The sequence below is a fragment of the Streptomyces sp. NPDC053493 genome (assembly GCF_044544825.1).
GTDB lineage: Bacteria > Actinomycetota > Actinomycetes > Streptomycetales > Streptomycetaceae > Streptomyces.
This window is the reverse complement of record NZ_JBITXS010000017.1, coordinates 45,285-67,733: the sequence shown is the minus strand read 5'-3', so window position 1 is coordinate 67,733 and position 22,449 is coordinate 45,285. Positions and strand designations below refer to the sequence as shown.

Annotated in this window: 21 protein-coding genes; 9 read left to right on the top strand and 12 right to left on the bottom strand. The window is 73.1% G+C overall.

The window, feature by feature from the left end; all coding sequences use genetic code 11:
* Positions 1–5: 5 nt before the first annotated feature.
* The 4 genes from ACIGO8_RS31790 to ACIGO8_RS31775 all read left to right on the top strand — a co-directional run bounded on the left by ACIGO8_RS31790 (position 6) and on the right by ACIGO8_RS31775 (position 4,422).
* Complete coding sequence (locus tag ACIGO8_RS31790) at positions 6–800, top strand: thiazole synthase (protein WP_399737870.1); 795 nt, start codon at positions 6–8, stop codon at positions 798–800.
* A gap of 159 nt (positions 801–959) precedes the next feature.
* Positions 960–2,864, top strand: coding sequence for a Stk1 family PASTA domain-containing Ser/Thr kinase (gene pknB, locus ACIGO8_RS31785; RefSeq protein WP_399737868.1), 1,905 nt, complete (start codon positions 960–962; stop codon positions 2,862–2,864).
* A 6-nt stretch (positions 2,865–2,870) separates the two neighbouring features.
* Positions 2,871–3,779: a deoxyribonuclease IV gene (locus ACIGO8_RS31780; protein WP_399737866.1), complete on the top strand. Its 909-nt coding sequence runs from the start codon at positions 2,871–2,873 to the stop codon at positions 3,777–3,779.
* 67 nt (positions 3,780–3,846) lie between these two features.
* Entirely contained in the window at positions 3,847–4,422 is a 576-nt protein-coding gene (locus ACIGO8_RS31775) for a DUF4396 domain-containing protein (protein WP_399737864.1), read from the top strand.
* 41 nt (positions 4,423–4,463) lie between these two features.
* Here the strand turns inward: ACIGO8_RS31775 and ACIGO8_RS31770 are convergent, their stop codons facing one another.
* The gene (locus tag ACIGO8_RS31770; protein ID WP_399737862.1) at positions 4,464–5,114 is read right to left on the bottom strand and encodes a sulfite oxidase-like oxidoreductase; all 651 of its coding nucleotides are present in this window, start codon (positions 5,112–5,114) and stop codon (positions 4,464–4,466) included.
* A 179-nt stretch (positions 5,115–5,293) separates the two neighbouring features.
* Here ACIGO8_RS31770 and bfr point away from each other — a divergent pair, with 179 nt between their 5' ends.
* A complete protein-coding gene (gene bfr / locus ACIGO8_RS31765) occupies positions 5,294–5,770 on the top strand; it encodes a bacterioferritin (RefSeq protein ID WP_309549481.1) in 477 nt (158 codons plus the stop codon).
* 31 nt (positions 5,771–5,801) lie between these two features.
* Here the strand turns inward: bfr and ACIGO8_RS31760 are convergent, their stop codons facing one another.
* Both ACIGO8_RS31760 and ACIGO8_RS31755 read right to left on the bottom strand, forming a co-directional pair.
* Positions 5,802–6,152, bottom strand: coding sequence for a bacterioferritin-associated ferredoxin (locus ACIGO8_RS31760; protein WP_399737860.1), 351 nt, complete (start codon positions 6,150–6,152; stop codon positions 5,802–5,804).
* A 122-nt stretch (positions 6,153–6,274) separates the two neighbouring features.
* Positions 6,275–7,621, bottom strand: a complete 1,347-nt coding sequence (locus ACIGO8_RS31755) for a class II 3-deoxy-7-phosphoheptulonate synthase (RefSeq protein ID WP_399737910.1) — start codon at positions 7,619–7,621, stop codon at positions 6,275–6,277.
* Between the two features lie 180 nt (positions 7,622–7,801).
* Between ACIGO8_RS31755 and ACIGO8_RS31750 the strand changes: the two genes are divergently transcribed.
* Both ACIGO8_RS31750 and ACIGO8_RS31745 read left to right on the top strand, forming a co-directional pair.
* Entirely contained in the window at positions 7,802–10,600 is a 2,799-nt protein-coding gene (locus tag ACIGO8_RS31750; protein ID WP_399737858.1) for an N-acetylmuramoyl-L-alanine amidase, read from the top strand.
* 273 nt (positions 10,601–10,873) lie between these two features.
* Positions 10,874–12,802, top strand: a complete 1,929-nt coding sequence (locus tag ACIGO8_RS31745; protein WP_399737856.1) for an anthranilate synthase family protein — start codon at positions 10,874–10,876, stop codon at positions 12,800–12,802.
* A gap of 129 nt (positions 12,803–12,931) precedes the next feature.
* Here ACIGO8_RS31745 and ACIGO8_RS31740 read toward each other — a convergent pair whose 3' ends face one another.
* From ACIGO8_RS31740 to ACIGO8_RS31725, 4 genes are all read right to left on the bottom strand, one after another.
* Positions 12,932–13,921, bottom strand: a complete 990-nt coding sequence (locus tag ACIGO8_RS31740; RefSeq protein WP_399737854.1) for an ATP-dependent 6-phosphofructokinase — start codon at positions 13,919–13,921, stop codon at positions 12,932–12,934.
* 82 nt (positions 13,922–14,003) lie between these two features.
* Positions 14,004–14,651 (bottom strand): response regulator, encoded by a 648-nt coding sequence (locus tag ACIGO8_RS31735; RefSeq protein ID WP_399737908.1) that lies wholly within the window; start codon positions 14,649–14,651, stop codon positions 14,004–14,006.
* Positions 14,652–14,701: 50 nt separating this feature from the next.
* A complete protein-coding gene (macS, locus tag ACIGO8_RS31730) occupies positions 14,702–15,934 on the bottom strand; it encodes a MacS family sensor histidine kinase (protein ID WP_399737852.1) in 1,233 nt (410 codons plus the stop codon).
* A gap of 31 nt (positions 15,935–15,965) precedes the next feature.
* On the bottom strand, positions 15,966–16,712 hold the full coding sequence (locus ACIGO8_RS31725) for a lysophospholipid acyltransferase family protein (RefSeq protein WP_399737905.1): 747 nt from the start codon (positions 16,710–16,712) through the stop codon (positions 15,966–15,968).
* Positions 16,713–16,931: 219 nt separating this feature from the next.
* On the opposite strand from ACIGO8_RS31725, the gene ACIGO8_RS31720 reads away from it, so the two are divergent.
* Positions 16,932–17,714, top strand: coding sequence for an alpha/beta hydrolase (locus ACIGO8_RS31720; protein WP_399737850.1), 783 nt, complete (start codon positions 16,932–16,934; stop codon positions 17,712–17,714).
* Entirely contained in the window at positions 17,707–18,348 is a 642-nt protein-coding gene (locus ACIGO8_RS31715; protein ID WP_399737848.1) for a hypothetical protein, read from the top strand. Before ACIGO8_RS31720 ends, ACIGO8_RS31715 begins: the two co-directional genes overlap by 8 nt.
* 9 nt (positions 18,349–18,357) lie before the next feature.
* Here the strand turns inward: ACIGO8_RS31715 and ACIGO8_RS31710 are convergent, their stop codons facing one another.
* The 5 genes from ACIGO8_RS31710 to ACIGO8_RS31690 all read right to left on the bottom strand — a co-directional run bounded on the left by ACIGO8_RS31710 (position 18,358) and on the right by ACIGO8_RS31690 (position 22,407).
* Positions 18,358–19,113, bottom strand: coding sequence for an endonuclease/exonuclease/phosphatase family protein (locus ACIGO8_RS31710; RefSeq protein ID WP_399737846.1), 756 nt, complete (start codon positions 19,111–19,113; stop codon positions 18,358–18,360).
* Positions 19,114–19,185: 72 nt separating this feature from the next.
* Entirely contained in the window at positions 19,186–20,127 is a 942-nt protein-coding gene (locus tag ACIGO8_RS31705; protein ID WP_399737844.1) for an ROK family glucokinase, read from the bottom strand.
* 65 nt (positions 20,128–20,192) lie between these two features.
* On the bottom strand, positions 20,193–20,717 hold the full coding sequence (locus ACIGO8_RS31700) for a DUF5304 domain-containing protein (RefSeq protein ID WP_399737842.1): 525 nt from the start codon (positions 20,715–20,717) through the stop codon (positions 20,193–20,195).
* Positions 20,718–20,736: 19 nt separating this feature from the next.
* Positions 20,737–21,873, bottom strand: a complete 1,137-nt coding sequence (locus ACIGO8_RS31695; RefSeq protein WP_399737840.1) for an ArsA family ATPase — start codon at positions 21,871–21,873, stop codon at positions 20,737–20,739.
* Between the two features lie 90 nt (positions 21,874–21,963).
* Complete coding sequence (locus tag ACIGO8_RS31690; RefSeq protein WP_399737838.1) at positions 21,964–22,407, bottom strand: SRPBCC family protein; 444 nt, start codon at positions 22,405–22,407, stop codon at positions 21,964–21,966.
* Between the last annotated feature and the right edge of the window lie 42 nt (positions 22,408–22,449).

The following is a 22,449-nucleotide window of genomic DNA, read 5'->3' as shown; positions in this document are numbered from 1 at the left end:
GCGCGATGTCCGACGACGTGTTCCTGCTCGGCGGTACGGAGTTCTCGTCCCGCCTGATCATGGGCACCGGCGGGGCGCCCAGCCTCGACGTGCTCGAACGCTCCCTCGTCGCCTCCGGCACGGAGCTGACCACCGTCGCCATGCGCCGCCTCGACCCGGGCGTGCGGGGCTCGGTGCTGTCCGTCCTGGAGCGGCTCGGCATCCAGGTCCTGCCGAACACGGCGGGCTGCTACACCGCCGGCGAGGCCGTCCTGACCGCCCGGCTGGCCCGCGAGGCGCTCGGCACGAACTGGATCAAGCTGGAGGTCATCGCCGACGAGCGGACGCTGCTGCCGGACGGCGAGGAACTGCTCGCGGCGGCCGAGACGCTCGTGGACGACGGTTTCGTCGTCCTTCCGTACACCAACGACGACCCGGTCCTCGCCCGCAAGCTGGAGGACGTGGGCTGCGCCGCGATCATGCCGCTCGGCTCGCCGATCGGCTCCGGCCTCGGGATCCGCAACCCGCACAACTTCCAGCTGATCGTGGAGCGGGCGGGCGTGCCGGTGATCCTGGACGCGGGCGCCGGGACGGCGTCGGACGCGGCGCTGGCGATGGAGCTGGGCTGCGCGGCGGTGATGCTGGCCTCGGCGGTGACCCGCGCCCAGGAACCCGTCCTCATGGCGGAGGCCATGCGGCACGCGGTCGACGCGGGCCGTCTCGCCCACCGGGCGGGCCGGATCCCTCGCCGCCACTTCGCGGAGGCGTCCTCGCCGCACGAGGGCCGCGCCCGCCTGGATCCCGAACGCCCCGCCTTCTGACCTCCGCGCCGGACCCGCCTGCCCCGGTCCCGTCCCGCGCCGGCCCCGTCCCCGTCCCGGCCCGTCGCCGCCCCGCGGACCACGGCCCAGCGTCACAGCTGGGCTGCAGTCCGGGGCACGCGCGGGGAGCGGGGCCGGGCGGCTCGTAGACTCGGGGCCGTGGACACGACCCTTCAGGACCCTCTCGTCGGGCGGCTGCTCGACGGCCGCTACCGCGTCGAGGCGCGCATCGCCGTCGGCGGGATGGCCACGGTCTACCGGGCCGTGGACACCCGCCTCGACCGGGAGCTCGCGCTCAAGGTGATGCACCCGGACCTGGCGACCGACGCCGCGTTCGTCGAGCGGTTCATGCGTGAGGCGAAGTCCGTCGCCCGGCTCGCCCACCCCAACGTGGTCGGCGTCTTCGACCAGGGCGCCGACGGCGCGTACGTCTACCTCGCCATGGAGTACGTCGCCGGCTGCACGCTGCGCGACGTGCTCCGCGAGCGCGGCGCGCTCCGGCCCCGCGCCGCGCTGGACGTCCTGGAGCCGGTGCTCGCCGCGCTGGGCGCGGCCCACCGGGCCGGGTTCGTGCACCGGGACATGAAGCCGGAGAACGTCCTGATAGGGGACGACGGCCGGGTGAAGGTCGCCGACTTCGGTCTCGTACGGGCCGTGGGCTCCGCCACCGACACCACCGGCGCCGTCCTCGGCACCGTCTCCTACCTCGCGCCGGAGCAGATCGAGCACGGCACCGCCGACACCCGCGCCGACGTGTACGCGTGCGGCGTGGTCCTCTACGAGATGCTGACCGGGGCCAAGCCGCACTCCGGTGACACGCCGGCCCAGGTGCTCTACCAGCATCTGAACACCGACGTGCCCGCTCCTTCCGTCGCCGTGCCCGGCCTCGCGCCGGAGCTGGACCGGGTGGTGGCGGGCGCCACCGCCCGCAACCCCGACCTGCGGCCGTACGACGCGGTCGCGCTGCTCGCCGAGGTGCGCGACGCCCGCGCCGCCCTCGGCGACGAGCAGCTGGACGCCGTGCCGCCGCGGGCCCGCCCGGAGGCGGAGGCCGCCGGCGCCGAGGACCGCACCAGCGTCATCCCGCGCGTCCAGCCGCTGCCGGTGGAGCACACCAGCATGCTGCCCGTGCCCGAGGCGCCGCTCGCGGAGGAGGCCGGGCGGCGCCGTCCGCGCGGCCGCCGCGGCCCGCTGCTCGTCGTCGCCGCCGTCCTGCTCGCCCTCGGCATCGGATCCGGCGTCTGGTACATCAACTCCGGCCAGTTCACCCGCGTCCCCGCCGTCCTCGGCCAGACGGAGGCCCAGGCCACCCGGCGCCTCGCCGACGCCGGCCTCGACGTCGCCACGACGAAGCGCGACTTCAGCGACGTGTACGAGCGGGGCACGGTCATGGCCGTCGACCCGGCTCCCGGCGAGCGGATCCGCGGCAACGGCACGGTGACGCTCACGCTGTCCCGCGGCCCGCGGGTCGTGAAGGTCCCGAAGCTCAAGGGCGTCCCGCTCGCCGAGGCGAGGAAGACCCTGGCCGAGGAGGGACTCGCGGCCGGAGTCGTCACCTACGCGTTCAGCGAGTCCGTCGCCCAGGGCGCGGTGATCGGCTCCGACCCTGAACCGGGCACCGAGCGCGCTCCGGACTCGGCCGTCGCCCTGGTCGTCAGCAAGGGCGCGCCCGTCGACGTCCCGGACGTCCGGGGCGAGACGGTGGCCGACGCCACCGCCACGCTCCAGGACGCCGGTCTGAAGGTCACCGTGGCGCAGGAGCGGATCAACTCGCCGGAGGACGCCGGCAGCGTCGCCGCGCAGTCGCTCGCCGAGGGCAGCCGGGCCGCCAAGGGCGACACGATCACCCTGACCGTCTCGAAGGGCCCGCGGATGGTCGAGGTCCCGGACGTCGTCGGGATGAAGACCGACGAGGCCCGCGCCGAGCTGGAGGCCGCCGGCTTCGAGGTGAAGGTGGAGAAGTCCTTCCCGTTCCTCGGCGACACGGTCGCCGGCCAGTCCGCGGAGGGCGGTTCGACCGCCGCCGAGGGCTCCACCGTCACCCTCACGATCAAGGGACTGTAGAAGCGCATGCCCGACCCCATGCCCGACCTCGTGCGCGAACCCGCCCGCCCGTCCGTGCCCGCCCCGGTGCGCAATCCCGTCGGCGGTCACGTCCCCGTGGCCGGCGGCCTCGCCACGAACGGGCTCGGTTACGCGCGTGAGCTCGGCGCCGAGACCGTGCAGGTCTTCGTCGCGAACCCGCGCGGATGGGCCACTCCGCCCGGCAACCCGGCTCAGGACGAGCTGTTCCGGGCCGGCTGCGAGGCGGAGGGCCTGTCCGCCTGGGTGCACGCGCCGTATCTGATCAACTTCGGCTCGCACACCGAGGCCACCGTGGAGAAGTCGGTGGACTCGCTGCGCCACTCGCTGCGGCGTGGCCGGCAGATCGGCGCCCGCGGCGTGGTCGTGCACACCGGCTCGGCGACGGGCGGCCGGCCGCGCGCGGAGGCGCTCGCGCAGGTGCGGGAGCGGATGCTGCCGCTGCTCGACGAGCTGACGCACGAGGACGACCCGTACCTGCTGATCGAGTCGACGGCCGGGCAGGGCTTCTCGCTCTGCTCGCGGGCGGAGGACTTCGGCCCGTACTTCGACGCCCTCGACCACCACCCGAAGCTGGGCATCTGCCTCGACACCTGCCACATCTTCGCCGCGGGCCACGACCTGGCCGGCCCGGGCGGCGCCGCCCGTACGCTCGACGAGCTGGAGGCGGTGATCGGTGAGGGGCGGCTGAAACTGATCCACGCCAACGACTCCAAGGACGTCGTGGGCGCGCACAAGGACCGGCACGCCAACATCGGCGCGGGCCACATCGGCCAGGAGGCGTTCGCGAACCTGCTGAGCCACCCGGCCACCGAGGGCGTGCCGCTGGTCATCGAGACGCCGGGCGGGCCGCAGGGACACAAGGCGGATGTGGAGCTGCTGAAGAAACTGCGTTGAGGAATACCCTAGGGGGGTATACGGTTTCTGAGAGACGGAGGAACCGCTACCCGACGTTGGGGGCACCATGCAGCACGACGCGCACACCGACCACCAGCATCACGAGCACCACGACCCGCACGCCCACCACCAGAGCCACGAGGGTCACCAGAGCCACGAGGGCCACGCGGAGCACCACGGCCACCACGCCCACCCGCACGGCCACGGACCCGTCTCCTGGGCCATGGCCGCCCAGGCCACGCTGCACTGCCTCACCGGCTGCGCCATCGGCGAGGTCCTCGGCATGATCATCGGCACCGCGTTCGGCTGGGGCAACCTGCCGACGATGGTCCTCGCGATCGTCCTGGCCTTCTTCTTCGGCTACGCGCTCACCCTGCGCGGCATCCTCAAGGCCGGCGTCGACTTCACGACGGCCTTCAAGGTCGCGCTCGCCGCCGACACCCTGTCCATCGCGGTCATGGAGCTGATCGACAACGGCGTCATCGCCCTCTGGCCGGGCGCCATGGACGCCCATCTGTCGGAGGCGCTGTTCTGGATCGTGCTCGCGATCTCGCTCGCGATCGCCTTCGTCCTGACGACGCCCGTCAACAAGTGGATGATCGGCCGCGGCAAGGGTCACGCCGTCGTCCACCAGTACCACTGACCAGCGACCCTGACCACTGACGACAGCCAGGTCACCCGGCTCTAGAGCTCAGGGCCGTCGCCCGGCTCCTCCTGGTAGGAGTAGCGCTGCTCCGTCCACGGGTCTCCGATGTTGTGGTAGCCGCGCTCCTCCCAGAAGCCACGCCGGTCGGCGGCCATGTACTCCACGCCCCGGACCCACTTCGGGCCCTTCCAGGCGTACAGGTGCGGCACCACGAGCCGCAGCGGGAAACCGTGCTCGGCGGTCAGCAGCTCGCCATCCTTGTGGGTGGCGAAGATCGTGCGCTCCGCGGCGAAGTCGGCGAGGCGCATGTTGGCGCTGTAGCCGTACTCGGCCCACACCATGACGTGGGTGACGTGGGGCGCGGGAGGAGCGAGCTCGAGGATCGTGCGGGCGGGCACTCCGCCCCATTCGGCACCGAGCATGCTGAACTTCGTCACGCAGTGCAGATCGGCCACGACGGTCTCGAAGGGCAGCGCCGAGAACTCCTCGTGGTTCCAGCAGCGCTTGTCGCCGTCGGCGGTGGCTCCGAAGACGCGGAACTCCCAGCGCTCGGGCTTGAAGCGGGGAACGGGTCCGTAGTGGGTCACCGGCCAGCCGCGCTGGAGCCGCTGCCCCGGCGGAAGATCCGGCGCCGCCGCCCCTCCTGCTTCCCGGCGTGCTCCGCCCTCCGGCTGACCCATGTCATCCATGGTGACAGACCGCGAGGGGTGGTCATGACCAGCCATGCCCCGTCATCCCGGCGATATTCCGACAAATGAAGGCAAGCCACAGTAAGCCTGCACTTACTGGACGCCACCCATGCGCGCTGCAAGGATGCGGCCATCCTGCCCAGTGGCGGCACCGACATGCGAGGAAGGATCCTGAAGCGATGCAGGGCGACCCCGAGGTCCTCGAGTTCCTCAACGAGCAGCTGACCGGCGAGCTGACGGCGATCAACCAGTACTGGCTGCACTACCGCATCCAGGACAACAAGGGCTGGACCAAGCTCGCCAAGTACACCCGCGAAGAGTCCATCGACGAGATGAAGCACGCGGACAAGCTGACCGAGCGCATCCTCATGTTGGACGGCCTGCCCAACTACCAGCGGCTCTTCCACGTCCGGGTGGGGCAGACGGTCAAGGAGATGTTCGAGGCCGACCGCCAGGTCGAGGTGGAGGCGATCGACCGGCTGAAGCGCGGGATCGAGGTCATGCGGGCCAAGGGCGACATCACCTCGGCCAATCTGTTCGAGGAGATCCTGGCGGACGAGGAGCACCACATCGACTACCTCGACACGCAGCTGGAGCTGATCGAGCAGCTGGGCGAGGCGCTGTACTGCTCCACGCTCATCGAGCAGCCGAGCTGACCACGGGCCGGTCCGCCGCGCTCCGTACGGACTAGGCGGCTTCCCGCAGCCCGGCCGCGCCGGCGATCTCGACGATTTCGGTGACCTCGGCGACGCCGGAGACCTCCGCCTCCACGACGCCCGGGACGCCCGCGATACCCGCGACACCGCCGACCTGGGCGACCTCGGCCGCCAGGGCCGGCATGCCCTGGTCCACGAGGTCACGGCGCGGGCAGTTGCCACGGCCGAGAATGGCCTGAATGCGCCGTACACACGAACCGCAGTCGGTGCCCGCCTTGCAGGCCGAGGCGATCTGACGGGGCGTGCAGGCGCCGGCCTCCGCGTGCTCCTTGACCTGCTTCTCCGTGACGGCGAAACATGAGCAGACGTACACGCGGTTCACCTCCCGCCGAGATCGATTAGGCAAACCTAACCTTACAAGGTGGGTGCTCGCCGGAAAAGCCTTCTCTACGACGATGGGGCGCGGATCACAAGGATCCGCGCCCCACTGTCGTACGAAGCCACTTACTGATCGCGGTACATCTCGGCCACGAGGAACGCCAGGTCCAGCGACTGGCTGCGGTTGAGCCGCGGGTCGCAGGCCGTCTCGTAGCGCTGGTGCAGGTCATCGACGAAGATCTCGTCGCCGCCGCCCACGCACTCGGTGACGTCGTCACCGGTCAGCTCCACGTGGATGCCGCCCGGGTGGGTGCCCAGCTCCTTGTGGACCTCGAAGAAGCCCTTGACCTCGTCGAGCACGTCGTCGAAGCGCCGGGTCTTGTGACCGGAGGCCGCCTCGAAGGTGTTGCCGTGCATCGGGTCGGTCACCCAGGCGACGGTCGCACCCGAGGCGGTGACCTTCTCGACCAGCTCGGGGAGCTTGTCGCGGACCTTGTCGGCGCCCATGCGGACGATGAAGGTCAGCCGGCCCGGCTCGCGGTCCGGGTCCAGGCGGTCGATGTACGTCAGCGCCTCTTCGGCGGTGGTCGTCGGACCCAGCTTGATGCCGATCGGGTTCGCGATCTGCGAGGCGAACTCGACGTGGGCGTGGTCGAGCTGACGGGTGCGCTCACCGATCCAGACCATGTGGCCGGAGGTGTCGTACAGCTTGCCGGTGCGCGAGTCGGTACGCGTCAGGGCGCCCTCGTAGTCGAGGAGCAGCGCCTCGTGCGAGGCGTAGAACTCCACCGCGCGGAACTCGGCCGGGTCGGTGCCGCAGGCCTTCATGAAGTTCAGCGCGTTGTCGATCTCGCGCGCCAGCTGCTCGTAGCGCTGGCCCGACGGGGACGACTTCACGAAGTCCTGGTTCCAGGCGTGCACCTGGCGCAGGTCGGCGTAGCCACCGGTGGTGAAGGCACGGACCAGGTTGAGCGTCGAGGCGGAGGCGTTGTACATCCGCTTCAGGCGCTCGGGGTCCGGGACGCGGGCGGCCTCGTTGAAGTCGAAGCCGTTGACCGAGTCGCCGCGGTACGTCGGCAGGGTCACGCCGTCGCGGGTCTCGGTCCCCTTCGAGCGGGGCTTGGAGTACTGCCCGGCGATGCGGCCGACCTTGACGACGGGCACGGAGGCCGCGTAGGTCAGGACGGCGCTCATCTGGAGCAGGGTCTTCAGCTTGGCCCTGATGTGGTCGGCGGACACGGCGTCGAAGGCCTCGGCGCAGTCGCCGCCCTGAAGGAGGAACGCCTCGCCACGGGCGACGGCTCCCATCCGGGCACGCAGCTGGTCGCACTCGCCGGCGAAGACGAGCGGAGGATACGACTCGAGGTCCGCGATCACATCGCGCAGAGCCTCGGCATCGGGGTACTCGGGCTGCTGCGCCGCGGGCAGGTCTCGCCAGGTCGCCTTGGCGACGGCGTGGGTATCAGCGTTCACGGTCACGTGCACCACAGTACGGGGTCTTCGCCCCGTCTCGTCCCTCTGACCAGTGGCTGAGACGCGGGTCTCGCCGCCGTCCCGCCGGCCGGACATCCACCCGCCACCTTCCGTGCGTCCGCGCGTTGAACACCGCTGTTACGTTCCGGCCCTTCTCACCGACAGAACCGAGGGGTGGGTGTGATCCACAGGCACCGTAAGGACCGCAAGAACCGCGCCAGGAAGCGACTGCTGTACGGCACGCTGGCCGGCGTGCTCGCGGGCGCCGCCACCGTGACGCTCGCCGTCGCCTCCCCGGGCGTCCTCGGCGGCGGCGCGGACCCGGAGAACGGCACCGCGGACGCCTCGCTGCAGTCCGCGTTCGCCGACGCGGCGCGCGAGTTCGACGTCCCGCCGGGCGTCCTCATGGCGGTCTCGTACCGCCAGACCCGCTGGAAGTCCCACGACGGCGAGCCGAGCACGACCGGCGCCTACAACGTGATGGGTCTGACGAAGGTCGACCCGGCGGACCTCGAGCGGCCCGACGACGAGGAGAGGCTCTCCCATCTCAACGAGAGCGGCCGGCCGGAGATCGAGCGGACCTTCGACCGCGCCCGGGTGCTGCGCGTGCTGCCGAAGCGGACCGTCGACACCGACGACCCGCGGCTGCACACCCTCGACCGTGCGGCCGAGCTGACCGGCAGCTCCGCCGAGGCGCTGAAGAACGACCCGGTCCAGAGCATCCGAGCCGGTGCGGCGCTGCTCGCGGCGTACCAGCGCGAGGCCACCGGCGAGCTGCCGGACGACCCGGGCGCCTGGTACCCGGCCGTGGCGCGCTACAGCCAGGCGCCGGACCGCAAGGGCGCCGAGCTCTTCGCGCGGCGCGTCTTCGAGTCGGTCAGGACGGGCGAGCGGGAGGTGACGGCGGACGGCGAGCAGGTCGTGCTGCCGGCCGACCCGGACGTCCGGCCGGTCAGGCCGTCCCGGGTGCCGCTCGCGGCGACCTTCGCGAGCACCGCGGCCGTGCCGGTACCCGAGTGCCCGGCCGGCCTGAACTGCGACTTCGTCCCGTCCCGTACGGGCGCGAACGGCGAGCGGAACTACACGGTCGCCGACCGTCCGGCGGCGGGCGTCGACGTGCGGCAGATCGTCGTCCACGACACGGAGGGCGGCTACGACGGTTCGCTCGCCACGCTGACCGACCCGGCGGTGAAGGCCAGCGCCCACTACCTGGTGCGGGCCTCGGACGGTCTGGTCACCCAGATGGTGGAGAACAAGAACCTGGCCTGGCACGCGGGCAACTGGTCGCTCAACATGCACGCGATCGGCGTCGAGCACGAGGGCTACGCGATCAGCGAGAGCAGCTGGTACACCGAGCCGCAGTACGAGTCGACGGCGGCCCTGGTGAAGTTCCTCGCCGGGAAGTACGGCGTGCCGCTCGACCGGGAGCACGTCATCGGGCACGACGAGGTGCCGGTGCAGCTGGACGGTTCCATCGGCAAGACGCACTGGGACCCGGGCCCGTTCTGGGACTGGAACCACTTCATGGCGTTGATGGGCGCGCCGACCGGCGACGGACGCGCGGGCGGCCCGCTCCGGGCCGGCCAGGTGGTCCGCGTGGTGCCGCCGTTCACCTCCGCCAACCAGCCGAAGCTGACGTACCGGAACGGCACGGCCGTCGCTCCGCGCCCCGCCAACTTCGGCTATCTGTACGCGGAGCCGTCGACGGGCGCGGCGCCGCTGACCGACCCGTACTTCTCCAGCCTCTGGTCCGAGGGCTCGAACTGGGCCGACAAGGTCCGGGCGGGCGGCGCGTACGTGGTCGCCGAGGCCCGCACCGACTGGACGGCGATCTGGTTCGGCGGGAAGAAGGCCTGGTTCCTCAACCCGGGCGGCCAGTACACGGCGCCGGTCACCACGGCCCCGGTCCAGGTCCGGGCCAGGCCGGGCACGACCGTACGGATCTACGGGCGGGCCTTCCCGGAGACCGCGGCCTACGCCGCCGCCGGCCAGACCGCGCCCACCGACGATCCCGATCACCTCTCGAAGTACTCCCTGCCGGCCGGCCAGGCCTACGCGAAGGCCGGGCCCGCCGTGCGGGGCGACGACTGGTTCGGCTCCGCCCAGGTTAACGTGCGGGGCCAGACGCTCTACCTGCCGATCCGCTACCACCACCGCCTGGCCTGGGTGAAGGCGTCCGACGTGGAGGAGGTCGCGGGCGCGGCCCCGGTCTCCGGCGCCGGCCGCTACGACGTCGTCGCCCGTGACGGCTCCGGTGTGCTGTGGCAGTACCAGGGCACGGGCGGCGCGGGCACGCCGTTCTTCACCCGCTACCGGCTCGGCGGCGGCTGGAACCTGTACGACACGGTGTCGCCGACGACCGCGCTGCGCGCCGACGGCGTCGGCGACCTGGTCGCCCGCGACGGCTCGGGCACGCTCTGGTACTACGCGGCGAGCGGCGATCCGTCCGCGCCGTTCAGGACGCGGCTGCGGGTCGGCACCGGCTGGAACCTCTACGACCGGCTGCTGGGCGCCCGCGACGTCACCGGCGACGGCCGGGCCGACCTGGTCGGCCGCGACCGGACCGGTGTGCTGTGGCTCTACAAGGGCACCGGGAACGCCGGCACGCCGTTCGCCACCCGGACGAGGATCGGCGGCGGCTGGCAGATCTACGACCAGCTGATCAGCTCCGGCGACGCGACCGGAGACGGCAGGGCCGACCTCCTCGCCCGCGACCCCTCGGGCACGCTGTGGCTGTACAAGGGCACGGGCGCCGCGGCCACGCCGTACGCGACCCGGACCAGGGTCGGCACCGGCTGGCAGGGCTACGACCGGCTGCTCGGCCCCAGCGATCTGACCGGCGACGGCCGGGCCGACCTGGTCGCCCGCGACCGCTCGGGCGTGCTGTGGCTCTACAAGGGCACCGGGAACGCCACGGCGCCGTACGCAACCCGGACGAGGATCGGCGGCGGCTGGCAGACCTACGGCCTGGTCGTCTGACCGGGCCCCTGGCCCCGTCGTCCCGGTCCGCGCCCGTCCAGGGTGTGGACCGGGGCGACGAACGGGGCACGAGGGGCTACAGTGCCCTCATGTTCGCGCACACGACCCAGCCCTCGCACCAGAACTGGTGGTGGACCGCTCATCCGGCGGCCCACTGACTGCGCGTACCCGAAGAACTCACGCGAAGGCCGCCCGAGGGGCGGCCTTTCTCGTACCCGCGAGGCCGTTCCTCTCCCCCGGATCCCCCGGACCCCACGGAAGGAACGACGCCCCATGGACCTGGACCTCTCCCGACTCCTCGACGACTCCGCCCCGCCGTTCGCGCTGCTGCGCCGGCGCACGCCGGGCCGCGACCACGACACCGTCGAGGTGCTGACCGGACCCGTGCACGAGGCGGAGCGGCTCGCCGATCTGCCGGTGGGCGACCGGCCCACGCTGGCCCTGGTGCCGTTCCGGCAGATCCGCGAGCGCGGCTTCGACGTCCGCGACGACGGCACGCCGCTGGCCGTCCTGGTCGCGGAGGAGTCCTACGAGCTGCCGCTCGCCGAGGCGCTCGACCTGCTGCCGGACCATGACGTCCGGGTCGAGGGCGGCGCCTTCGACGTCTCCGACGAGGAGTACGGGCGGATCGTGCGGCGGGTGATCGACGAGGAGATCGGCGGCGGCGAGGGCGCCAACTTCGTCATCCGCCGCACCTACGAAGGCGAGATCCCGGGCTTCGGGCGGGCCGACGCGCTGGCCCTGTTCCGGCGGCTGCTGGCGGGCGAGCGGGGCGCGTACTGGACCTTCGTGGTGCACACCGGCGACCGGACGCTGGTCGGGGCCAGCCCGGAGGTGCACGTGCGGATGACCGGCGGCACGGTCGTGATGAACCCGATCAGCGGCACCTACCGCTACCCGGCGGGCGCCGCGCCGACTCCCGAGGACCTGCTCGCGTTCCTGGCCGACCGCAAGGAGACCGAGGAACTGTCGATGGTGGTCGACGAGGAACTGAAGATGATGTGCACGGTCGGCGACCGGGGCGGCGTGGTGATCGGGCCGCGGCTGAAGGAGATGGCGCACCTCGCCCACACGGAGTACGAGCTGCGCGGCCGTTCCTCGCTCGACGTGCGCGAGGTGCTGCGCGAGACGATGTTCGCGGCGACCGTCACCGGCTCTCCGCTGCAGAACGCCTGCCGGGTGATCGAGCGTCACGAGCCCGTCGGGCGGGACGGTTCCGGGCGCGGCTACTACGCGGGCGCGCTGGCGCTGCTCGGCACGGACGAGAACGGGGCGCAGACCCTCGACTCGCCGATCCTCATCCGTACCGCCGACATCTCCGCCGAGGGCCGGCTGCGCGTCCCGGTCGGCGCGACCCTGGTGCGGCACTCCGACCCGGCGGGCGAGGTCGCCGAGACCCACGCCAAGGCGGCGGGCGTGCTGACGGCGCTGGGCGTGCGGGAGGGCCGGCCGCGCGAGGAGTCGGCGCCGGCCCGGGCCCGGCTCGCCGACGATCCGCGGGTGCGGGCGGCGCTCGACGCGCGGCGGGCGGACCTGGCGCCGTTCTGGCTGCGGATGCAGGTGCGTTCGGCGGAGCTGTCCGGCCACGCGCTGGTGATCGACGCCGAGGACACCTTCACGGCGATGCTGGCGCATCTGCTGCGCTCCTCGGGTCTGGAGGTGTCGGTGCTGCGCTACGACGAGCCGGGGCTGCGGGAGCTGGCGCTCGCGCACGAGGGCCCGGTGGTGCTGGGCCCCGGCCCCGGCGACCCGTCGGACGCGGCCGACCCGAAGATGCGTTTCCTGCGCGGGCTGACGGCCGAGCTGCTGCGGGAGCACCGGCACGGGCTGCTCGGCGTGTGCCTGGGCCACGAGCTGATCGCGGCCGAGCTGGGCCTGGAGATCGTCCGCAAGCGGACGCCGTTCCAGGGCGCGCAGGTGCGGATCGACCTGTTCGGGCAGGAGCAGACGGTCGGCTTCTACAACAGCTTCACGGCCCGCTGCGACGACGAGGCGGCGCGCGAGCTGGCCGCGCACGGCATCGAGGTGAGCCGGGACCTGGCGACGGCGGAGGTGCACGCGCTGGTCGGCCGCGGATTCGCGTCGATGCAGTTCCACCCCGAATCGGTGCTCACGCTGGACGGAGCGACGGTCGTCACGCGGTTGCTGGCGTCAGCCGGCGCCGTGGCGACGACCGTGACCGGACCAGGGGACGTTCGTTAGTCCGGGGGCTCCCTGCGGCAGCGGGGATGGTCCTTGCACTCCGGCGAAGCCGGGACCGCGCAGTGCATGCTCCCCGCGGCAGCGGGGATGGCCCATGAGCTCCTCGGCAACAGGACGTTCTCCACACGTTCACCCGAAGAAGACACCGGCCTCCGCGTACCGCCCCGGGTCGACCGTCTTCATCCGGCCGGTGGCGTCGGTCAGCGGGACCCGAACCACCTCGGTGCCGCGCAGCGCGACCATCGTGCCGTACGCCTCCTGCCGTACGGCGTCGACGGCGTGCAGCCCGAAGCGGGTGGCCAGCCAGCGGTCGAAGGCGCTCGGGCTGCCGCCGCGCTGCACATGCCCGAGGACGGTGGTGCGGGCCTCCTTGCCGGTGCGCCGCTCGATCTCGGCCGCCAGCCAGGCGCCGACCGAGCCGCGCGCCGGGCCGCCGTCGCGCGGCCGGGCGCCTTCGGCGACGACGAGGATCGGGGCGTAGGTGGCCTGGAAGCGGGAGGCGACCCAGGCGCAGACCTGGTCGAGGTCGAAGCGCTGCTCGGGGACGAGGATGACGTTGGCGCCGCCGGCGAGCCCGGCGTGCAGCGCGATCCAGCCGGTGTGCCGGCCCATGACCTCGACGACGAGGACCCGGCGGTGCGAGTCGGCGGTGGTGTGGAGCCGGTCGATGGCCTCGGTGGCGATGCCGACGGCGGTGTCGAAGCCGAAGGTCCAGTCGGTGGCGGAGAGGTCGTTGTCGATGGTCTTGGGGACGCCGACGACGGGAAGGCCGTGCTCGGCGTGCAGCCGGGCGGCGATGCCGAGGGTGCCGCGGCCGCCGATGGCGATCAGCGCGTCGGTGCCGTGCTTGGCCAGGTTGTCCCGGATCCGGCGGACGCCGTCCGGGGCGGCGAACGGGTCGGTGCGCGAGGAGCCGAGCACGGTGCCGCCGCGCGGCAGGATGCCGCGCACGGCCCGTACGTCGAGCGGCACGGTGTCGCCCTCGACCGCCCCGCGCCAGCCGTCGCGGAAGCCGGTGACCGTCCAGTCGTGTTCCTGGACGCCCTTGCGGACGACGGCGCGGATCACCGCGTTCAGGCCGGGGCAGTCTCCTCCGCCGGTCAGCACACCGACGCGCATGGGCACTCCTTCGCCGTACGTGGGGGGATACGGCCCACGCTAGTGGTGACGCGGGTCACACCGACACGGCGAAGAGAGTGAATCAGGCGTCGTCGAGGCCGCGTTCGATGGCGTAGCGCACGAGCTCGACGCGGTTGTGCAGCTGGAGCTTGCCGAGGGTGTTCTGGACGTGGTTCTGCACCGTGCGGTGCGAGATGACGAGCCGTTCGGCGATCTGCTTGTAGCTCAGGCCCTTGGCGACCAGGCGCAGCACCTCGGTCTCGCGCTCGGTGAGCTGCGGGGCCTTCGGCTCGTCGGCGCCGGGCGCCGGGGCGGGCTCGGAGGCGAGCCGCCGGTACTCGCCGAGGACCAGGCCGGCCAGGCCCGGGGTGAAGACCGGGTCGCCGACGGCCGTGCGGCGCACCGCGTCGAGCAGCTCCTCCGTGCTGGCGGACTTCAGCAGATAGCCGGTCGCGCCGGACTTCACGGCCTCCAGGACGTCGGCGTGCTCGCCGCTCGCCGAGAGCACCAGGACCCGCAGCCGCGGGTCGGCGCCGACGAGTTCCTTGCAGACCTGGACGCCCGGCTTGAGCGGCAGGTTGAGGTCGAGGACGAGCACGTCCGGGGCGGCCGCGGCGGCGCGGCGCACGGCCTGCTCGCCGTCGCCGGCGGTGGCGACCACGTCGAGGCCGGCCTCGGCGAGGTCGCGGGCGACGGCGTCCCGCCACATCGGGTGGTCGTCGACCACCATCACCCTGATCGGCCGGTCCTGCGCCGGCTGCCCGTTCGTCCGCTGCTCGTTCACTTCGCTCCTGCCTTCCCCCGCCGCTCCCGCGGTGCGCGCGGGACCTTCAGTTCCACTTCGGTGCCCTGTCCGGGGACCGAGATCAGCTCGGCGCTGCCGCCGAGGTCCCGCAGTCTGCCGCGGATGGACAGGGCGACGCCCATCCGGCCCTCGCCCTCGGCCTGGGCGAGCCGGCCCTCCGGGATGCCGGGACCGTCGTCCCGTACGGTCACGACCACCTCGTCGCCCCAGTCCTCGAGGAGGATCCAGGCCCGCGCGCCGTCGCCGGCGTGCACCCGCACGTTGTCCAGGGCCGCGCCGACGGCGGCGGCCAGTTCGCGGGCGGCCGGCGGTGGCAGGAGGACCGGGGCGCCCGGGTCGGAGAGGGTGGTCCTGGCTCCGGCGCGCGGTGCGAGCAGGGTGCGCAGGTCGACGTCCGCGCCCGCGTCCTCGGCGTCGTCCGGCTCCTCCACGACCCGGACGACCGCGCCCTCGGACTCGTCCTCGGAGACGTACGAGGTACGGGTGAGGCCGCCGGCGACGAGGGTGCGCAGCGCGACCTCCTGCTCGCCGGCCATCCGGCCCAGCTCCGCGGCCTCGCCGCCGAGCGCGGTGCCGCGCCGCTGCACCATGGCGAGGACCTGGAGCACGCTGTCGTGGATGTCGCGGGCGAGCCGCTCGCGTTCGCGGGTGGCGGCCTCGATCTCCAGGGCGCGGGCGAGGGTGCGCTCGGAGGCGCGGGCGACCTCGACGACGTAGCCGATGGCGATGGAGGCGACCCAGACGAGCAGCACGTTGTGCAGGGTGTCCCGGCTGGGGTGGCCGCGCTCGATGATGTTGGCGACGGCGACGAGCGAGGAGGCGAGACCGGCCCACCGCCAGCCGCCCTTGATCGCGTACGCGAGGACGGCGCCGGCGGTCCATATCGACGGCAGGGTGGGGCCGTCGACGGACTGGGCCTGGTGGTCGGCGAGCGGGGTGAGCAGGATGCCGGCGAGGGCGACGGCGAGATCGGCGACGAGGAAGCGGCGGGTGCAGCTGACGGCGTTCGCCACCTTGGGGAGGGTGGCGAGGGTCCACAGGCACATGGCGGCGAGGTAGGCGACGGCGACCCAGGGCCGCTCGTAGCGCTCGCGTCCGAACACGCCGAGCAGCACGGCGTAGACCATGGTGAGCACGCGATAGGCGGTGAGCGCGCGCCACAGCGGCTGCTCGACCGACATGCGCACGACACGTTCGCGCCTGGCCATCTTCCCCACCCCCCGGCGGCCCCCGCAGGGGTCAGGCGCCGGACTCTTCCCGCGCCGCGATCTCGGCCTTCACGGCCTCCTTGGCGGCCTTCTCGGCATCGGCGATCTGGCGCTTGGCGGCCGTCGCGTAGATGTCGACGTACTCCTGGCCGGACAGCTTCATGATCTCGTACATGACCTCGTCGGTCACCGAGCGCAGGATGAAGCGGTCGCCCTCCATGCCCTGGTAGCGGCTGAAGTCGAGCGGCTTGCCGATCCGGATGCCCGGGCGCATCAGCTTGGGCACCACCTTGCCCGGCGGCTGGATCTTCTCGGTGTCGATCATGGCGACCGGGATCACCGGCGCGCCGGTCGCCAGCGCCACGCGGGCGAGACCGCCGGGCTTGCCGCGGTAGAGGCGGCCGTCGGGCGAGCGGGTGCCCTCGGGATAGATCCCGAACAGGCCGCCCTTCTCGATGACCTCGATGCCGGCCTTGATCGCCGCCTCGCCCGCGCCGCGCGCGCCGGAGCGGTCGACGGGGAGCTGGCCGACGCCCTTGAAGAAGGCGGCCGTCAGCTTGCCCTTGACGCCGGGCGTGGTGAAGTACTCGGCCTTGGCGATGAAGGTGACCTTGCGGTCGAGCACGGCCGGCAGGAAGAAGGAGTCCGAGAAGGACAGGTGGTTGCTCGCGAGGATCGCCGGCCCTTCGGCGGGGATGTTCTCAAGGCCCTCCACCCAGGGCCTGAAGGCGAGCTTCAGGGACCCTCCGAGGGAGAACTTCATCGCGCCGTAGATCAACTCGCCATGCCTTCCGTGTGCTGTCACGACGACCTTATCCCGTGCGGGACCGGCCGCACCGACACGGGCGCCGCGGCTTCCCTCTCCTTCGTCTCTCCTTCGTGCGAACGGCCCTGGTCGGTGTCGGTCCGGTCGCGTACGGTGAAAGCCTTCCCCTTACCGAAGCCGCTTCGGGCCCACGCGAGACGAGGTCCGGAGTCGAACCCGACAGGAGACCCCGTGCCGGTCCTTCCCGGAGCCGAGCCGTACCGCCACGAGGGCGGAGAGGTCGGCGTCCTGCTCTGTCACGGATTCACCGGTTCCCCCCAGTCGCTGCGCCCGTGGGCGGAGTATCTGGCCGAGCGCGGCCTCACGGTGTCGCTGCCGCTGCTGCCCGGGCACGGCACCCGCTGGCAGGACATGCAGCTCACCAGCTGGCAGGACTGGTACGCCGAGGTGGACCGGGAGCTGCGCGAGCTGACCGCCCGCTGCGAGCGGGTCTTCGTGATGGGCCTGTCGATGGGCGGCGCGCTGACCCTGCGGCTCGCGGCGCGGCACGGCGACGCGGTCAGCGGCATCGTCCTGGTCAACCCGGCCAACAAGATGCACGGGGTCGCGGCCCGCGCGCTGCCGGTCGTCCGGCACTTCGTGCCCTCCACCAAGGGCATCGCCAGCGACATCGCCAAGCCGGGCTCGGCCGAGATCGGCTACGACCGGGTGCCGCTGCACGCCGCGCACTCGCTGCGGCGCCTCTTCCGGACCGTCGACGCGGAGCTGCCGCAGGTCACGCAGCCGATGGTGCTGCTGCACAGCCCGCAGGACCACGTGGTGCCGCCGGCCGACTCGGCGCGCATCCTCAGCCGGGTGTCGTCGACGGACGTCAAGGAGATCCTGCTGGAACAGAGCTACCACGTGGCGACGTTGGACCACGACGCGGAGCTGATCTTCGAGGAGAGCTGGGCGTTCGTGACCCGGCTGGCTCCGGGACTCGTCGGCGAGAAGGGAATCGCGAGCGGTGGCTGAGCAGCAGGACGGGGAGCGCGAGCCGCAGCCCATCGACGAGGAGGCGGCCTGGGCCGCGATCGTCGCGGGCTACGGGGAGGAGCCGGCGGATCCTCCGGGCGCGCGCCCCTTCCGGCCGGTGGAGGATCTGAAGCTCCCGGAGCCGCCGGACGAGGAGGACGGCGCGGCCACCGACGACGGCCCGGGCGAGGGCGGCCCGGCCTCCTCCGTGGACGAGCCGGAGAAGCCGAACAAGTTCCGGAAGCCGGAGCCGCCGGAGAAGCCCGCGCTGGGATCCTCCGTCGTCTTCGCGCCGGGCGTCGGTCCGGGCAGCGGCCCGCGCGACTACACGCCGGCCGAGGCGCCCGAGGGCTCCGACGACGCGGACGACTCCGACGAGGGCCACTTCGTCCCGCCGGAGCCGCCGCCCCTGCCCGAGGCCGACACCACGACCAGGTTCGCCTGGCTCGGCGTCGTCGGCGGCCCGGTCCTGATGCTGCTCGCCGTGCTGCTCCAGTGGGACATGACCTGGTGGCTGACCACGCTGTGCGTGGGCGGCTTCCTGGGCGGCTTCGCGACGCTCGTGGCCCGCATGAAGCACGACGACGAGGACGACGACGGCTTCGACGACCCGGGCCGCGGCGCGGTGGTGTAGTCAAGAGGCTCAGGACTCCGGTGCCGAGGACGGGATGCGGACCACCGCCAGGACGGGCAGGTGGTCCGTCGCCGTGGTGAGGTCCTTCGGGTCGAGGTCCGTCGGGACGCCGCAGGTGAGGAACTCGATGCCCGGGGTGGCGAGGATCGCGTCGATGCGGCGGTCCGGGGCCGGGGCGGGCCAGGTGTGTTCGCCGCCCCACGGGGCGGCCTCCCAGCCGTCCTGGAGCTCCTTCGTGAGGCGGGTCCAGGAGCGGCCGCCGGCGCGCTCGTTGAGGTCGCCGGCGACGATCGCGTACGGCGTGCCGAGCGCGGCCACCCGGTCGAGGACCAGGCCCGCCTGGGCGTGGCGCTCGTCGGCCGCCAGGCTCAGGTGGCAGCTGACCAGGCCGACCCTGGCGCCGCCGAGGCGGACCACGGCGGTGGCGAGCCCGCGCCGGTGCAGCCCGGGAGTGAGCGGCAGCAGCACGTCCTCGGTGCGTTCCACGGTGGCCCGCAGCGAGCACAGCAGCAGCGGACCGGCGGCCGTGGCGCCGCCGCCGAGGACCACGAGGTCGCTCTTCGCGGCCAGCCGGGCCGCGTGCTTGCGCCAGCGGAAGAAGCGCGGGGCCTCCTGGACGAACACCAGATCGGGTGCGCAGGCCCGGATCACCCGGGCGAGCGCGTCCTCGTCGTCGCGCATCGACCGCACGTTGTAGGAGAGGATCCGGACGACGGCCGAACCGTCCGGCTCGGTGCGGGAGTTCGGCAGCTCACTGATCGCCATGCGGCCCACGATAGGCCGGTGCCCGCCGCGCCCCCAGAGGGCACGACGGGCACCGGCCGCGGTCGTACCGGCTCAGCCCTGCCGGGCGAGGTCGGCCGCGCCGACCAGACCGGCCTTGTTGCCGAGCTGCGCGGCGAGGACCTGGGCGTGCGGGCGCCACTGTCCGCCGATCAGCCAGCGCCGGAAGGACTTGCGGATCGGCTCGAGCACCAGGTCGCCCTCGTCGGAGACGCCGCCGCCGACGATGAAGGCCGACGGGTCGAAGAGCGAGGCCAGGTCGGCGAGGCCGGCGCCGGCCCAGCGGGCGAGTTCGCGGAAGGAGTCGATCGCGACCGGGTCGCCGGCGCGGGCGGCCTCGCTGACGTGCCTGCCCTCGATGCCGTCGGGCGTGCCGTCGCCGAGTCCGAGCAGGATCCCGGCCCGCTCCGGGGTGGCGTTGGCGCGCTGCTTCGCGTACCGGACGAGCGCGCGGCCGGAGGCGTACTGCTCCCAGCAGCCCTGGCTGCCGCAGCCGCACAGCAGGCCGTCGGGGACGACCCGGATGTGGCCGAACTCGGCGGCCACGCCGAAGCGGCCGCGGCGCAGCTTGTTGCCGATGATGATGCCGCCGCCGAGGCCGGTGCCGAGCGTGATGCAGATGACGTCCTCGTGGCCCTGGCCGGCGCCGAAGCGGTACTCGCCCCAGGCGGCGGCGTTGGCGTCGTTCTCGACGACGACGGGCAGGCCGACGCGCTGCTCGACCTTGTCCTTCAGCGGCTCGTGCCGCCAGTCGATGTTCGGCGCGAACAGGACGGTGGCGCGCTTGTCGTCGACGTAACCCGCGGCTCCGATGCCGACGGCCTCGATCTGGTACCCCTTGCCGGCCTCGGAGACCGCGGCGCTGATCGCGTCGACGATGCCCTCGGGCGTCGGCGGCGTGGGCACGGTGTGCGTGTCGAGGATGTTGCCCTCCTCGTCCACCACGCCGGCCGCGATCTTCGTGCCGCCGATGTCGACGCCGATGGTGAGTCCCATGTGTCCCTCAGTTTCGGTCGAGCCCCGCTACGGCCAACCGTACCCGAGGCGAGGGACCGTACTGATCAGTCCAGGTCGATGTGCTGGCCCGTCCCGGGGGCCTCGTCGGGCGGCTCGCCGGGGCCCTGGGTGCCTTCGTCCCCGGCGCCCGGCGCGGTGCTGCCCGGCGCGGTGCCTGGCGTGCCCGGCGTCCCGTCCGCGGCGTCGGCGCCGGTCGCCCGGCGGGTGTCGCCGCGGGTCCAGCGGGCCTCCTGGCCCTGGACGGCGGAGCGGTAGGCGGCGAGCAGCTCGTTGCCCGCGGCGGCGAGGTGGTCGAAGACCTGCGGGTTGCGTTCGATGACGGGCTCGACGAGGGCCTTCGCCTGGTGGACGACCTGCTGGACCGCCGCGGCGGCCTGGCCGCCGGCGAGGTGCCCGCCGAGCGGGCCGCCGAGCGTCCCGGAGAGCTTGTCCGCGACGGCCTCGAAGAGCTTGCGGAACTCCTCGGCCGGGGTGCCGGTCTCCTCACCGCGCCGGGCGCGACGGCGGGCCTTCTCGGCCTCCAGGTCCTCGGCGCACGCCTGGGCCCAGGCGTCCGATGCGTCGCTCATGGCGTACTCCTTAAGGCTTCTACGTCGACGGTACACGCCCCGCGGGCCAGAGTCCGGGGTCCGGGGTGAACCGGATGCGCAGGTCGCCGTCGACGAGTCCGGCGCCGGTGACGGCGCAGCGGCGCAGGACGGCGGGCAGGGGCACGGCGCGGCGGAAGGGGCCGACCGCGAGGAGGAGTTCGTCGCCGCGGCGGACGAGGGAGAGGCCGTCCTTGACGGCGCCGGGCAGCGGGACGTGCCAGACCAGGATGCCGTCCTCGTCGCGGCGGTCCTCGACGGTCCAGGCGGGCGCGGCGGCGGGCCGCGCCGGCTCCGGTACGGCGAGCAGGACCAGGTCCTCGGGGCCGCGCGGGCTGCGGCCGAGGTGCGGCAGCTCGTGCAGGGCGTGCGTCTCGCGCAGGGTGTCGAGGTGGCCGTGCTGCTCGGCGGCGAGGGCCGCGAACCACGGGTCGGCCGAGTCGGCGGGCAGGACGCGGTTGGCGACCACGGTGTCCAGCGCGAGGCCCAGGAGGGCGGCGCCGAGGCGGGCGGTGCGCACGGCCTCCGCGGCGGCGGGGCCGGGCTCGACGACGAGCCGGAGGGAGGTGGACGGGGCGTCGACGACGTCCTGGACGGCGGCGAGTTCCGTCTCCCAGCGGGCGGTGGTCTCGTACAGCCACTGCGCGGGCAGCGGGACGCCGGCGAGCTGGGCGAGCATCGGGCGCAGGGCGCGGGCGGCCTGGCGTTCGGGCGGCAGGAGGCGGCGCAGGTAGCGGCGCAGCTGCTCGGGCAGCGCGAGCAGGGCGAGCGCCTCGTGGACCGGCGGCAGCTCGGCGATCACCAGGTCCCAGTCGCCGGCGGCGGCGTCCCTGAGGGCCCTGAGCAGCGCGAAGTGCGTGCTGCCGGGCAGCTCGGTCAGCTCGGCGTCCTCGAAGGGCGTGGTGCCGAGGAGGTCGAGCGCGGCGTTCGAGCGGGCCTGCAGGGCGAGGAACTCGCGCCGGAAGTCGGCGGCGGGTGCGGGGACGAGCAGGTCAACGGCGCCCGCGGTGTCCTCGGCGGTGGCGTCGGAGGAGACGAGGAGGACGCGGCGGTCGGCGCGGGCCTCGGCGAGGGCGGTGCCGAGGGCGACGCAGGTGCGGCCGGCTCCGCCGGCCCCGCTGACAAGGATGATCCGCATTCCCCGACCGTACCGCTGCCCTCGGACAGGCCCGTCGCCCCGCCGTCGGGCGCGAGGCCCGCCCGGGCCGGGGCGACGGGGACGGTCCGGCTAGCGGGAGGACTCGACGCGCTTCTTCAGGCCGGCCAGGGCGCGGTCGATGATGACCTTCTCGGCCTTGCGCTTGATCATGCCCAGCATCGGGATCTTGACGTCCACGGTCAGCTGGTACGTCACCTCGGTCCGGGACCCCCCGGCCGCGGGCGCGAGGCGGTAGGAGCCGTCGAGGGCGCGGAGCATCTGGGACTTGACCAGGGTCCAGCTGACCTCGTTGTCGCCGGTCCAGGTGTAGGCGAGGGTGTGGTCGTCCTTGATGGCGCCGGCGTCGAGGAGCAGCCGGACCTTCTCCGCGCGGCCGGCCGCGTCCGACTCCAGGACCTCGGCCTCCTTCACCTCGCCCGTCCACTCGGGGTAGCGGGCGAAGTCGGCGATCACGTTCATGACCTCGGCCGGGGCCGCCTCGATGGTGATGCTCGAGCTGGTGTGTTCCGCCATCGCGGGGGCTCCTCGTATGGGCGCGACTCGTATCTGCGTGCA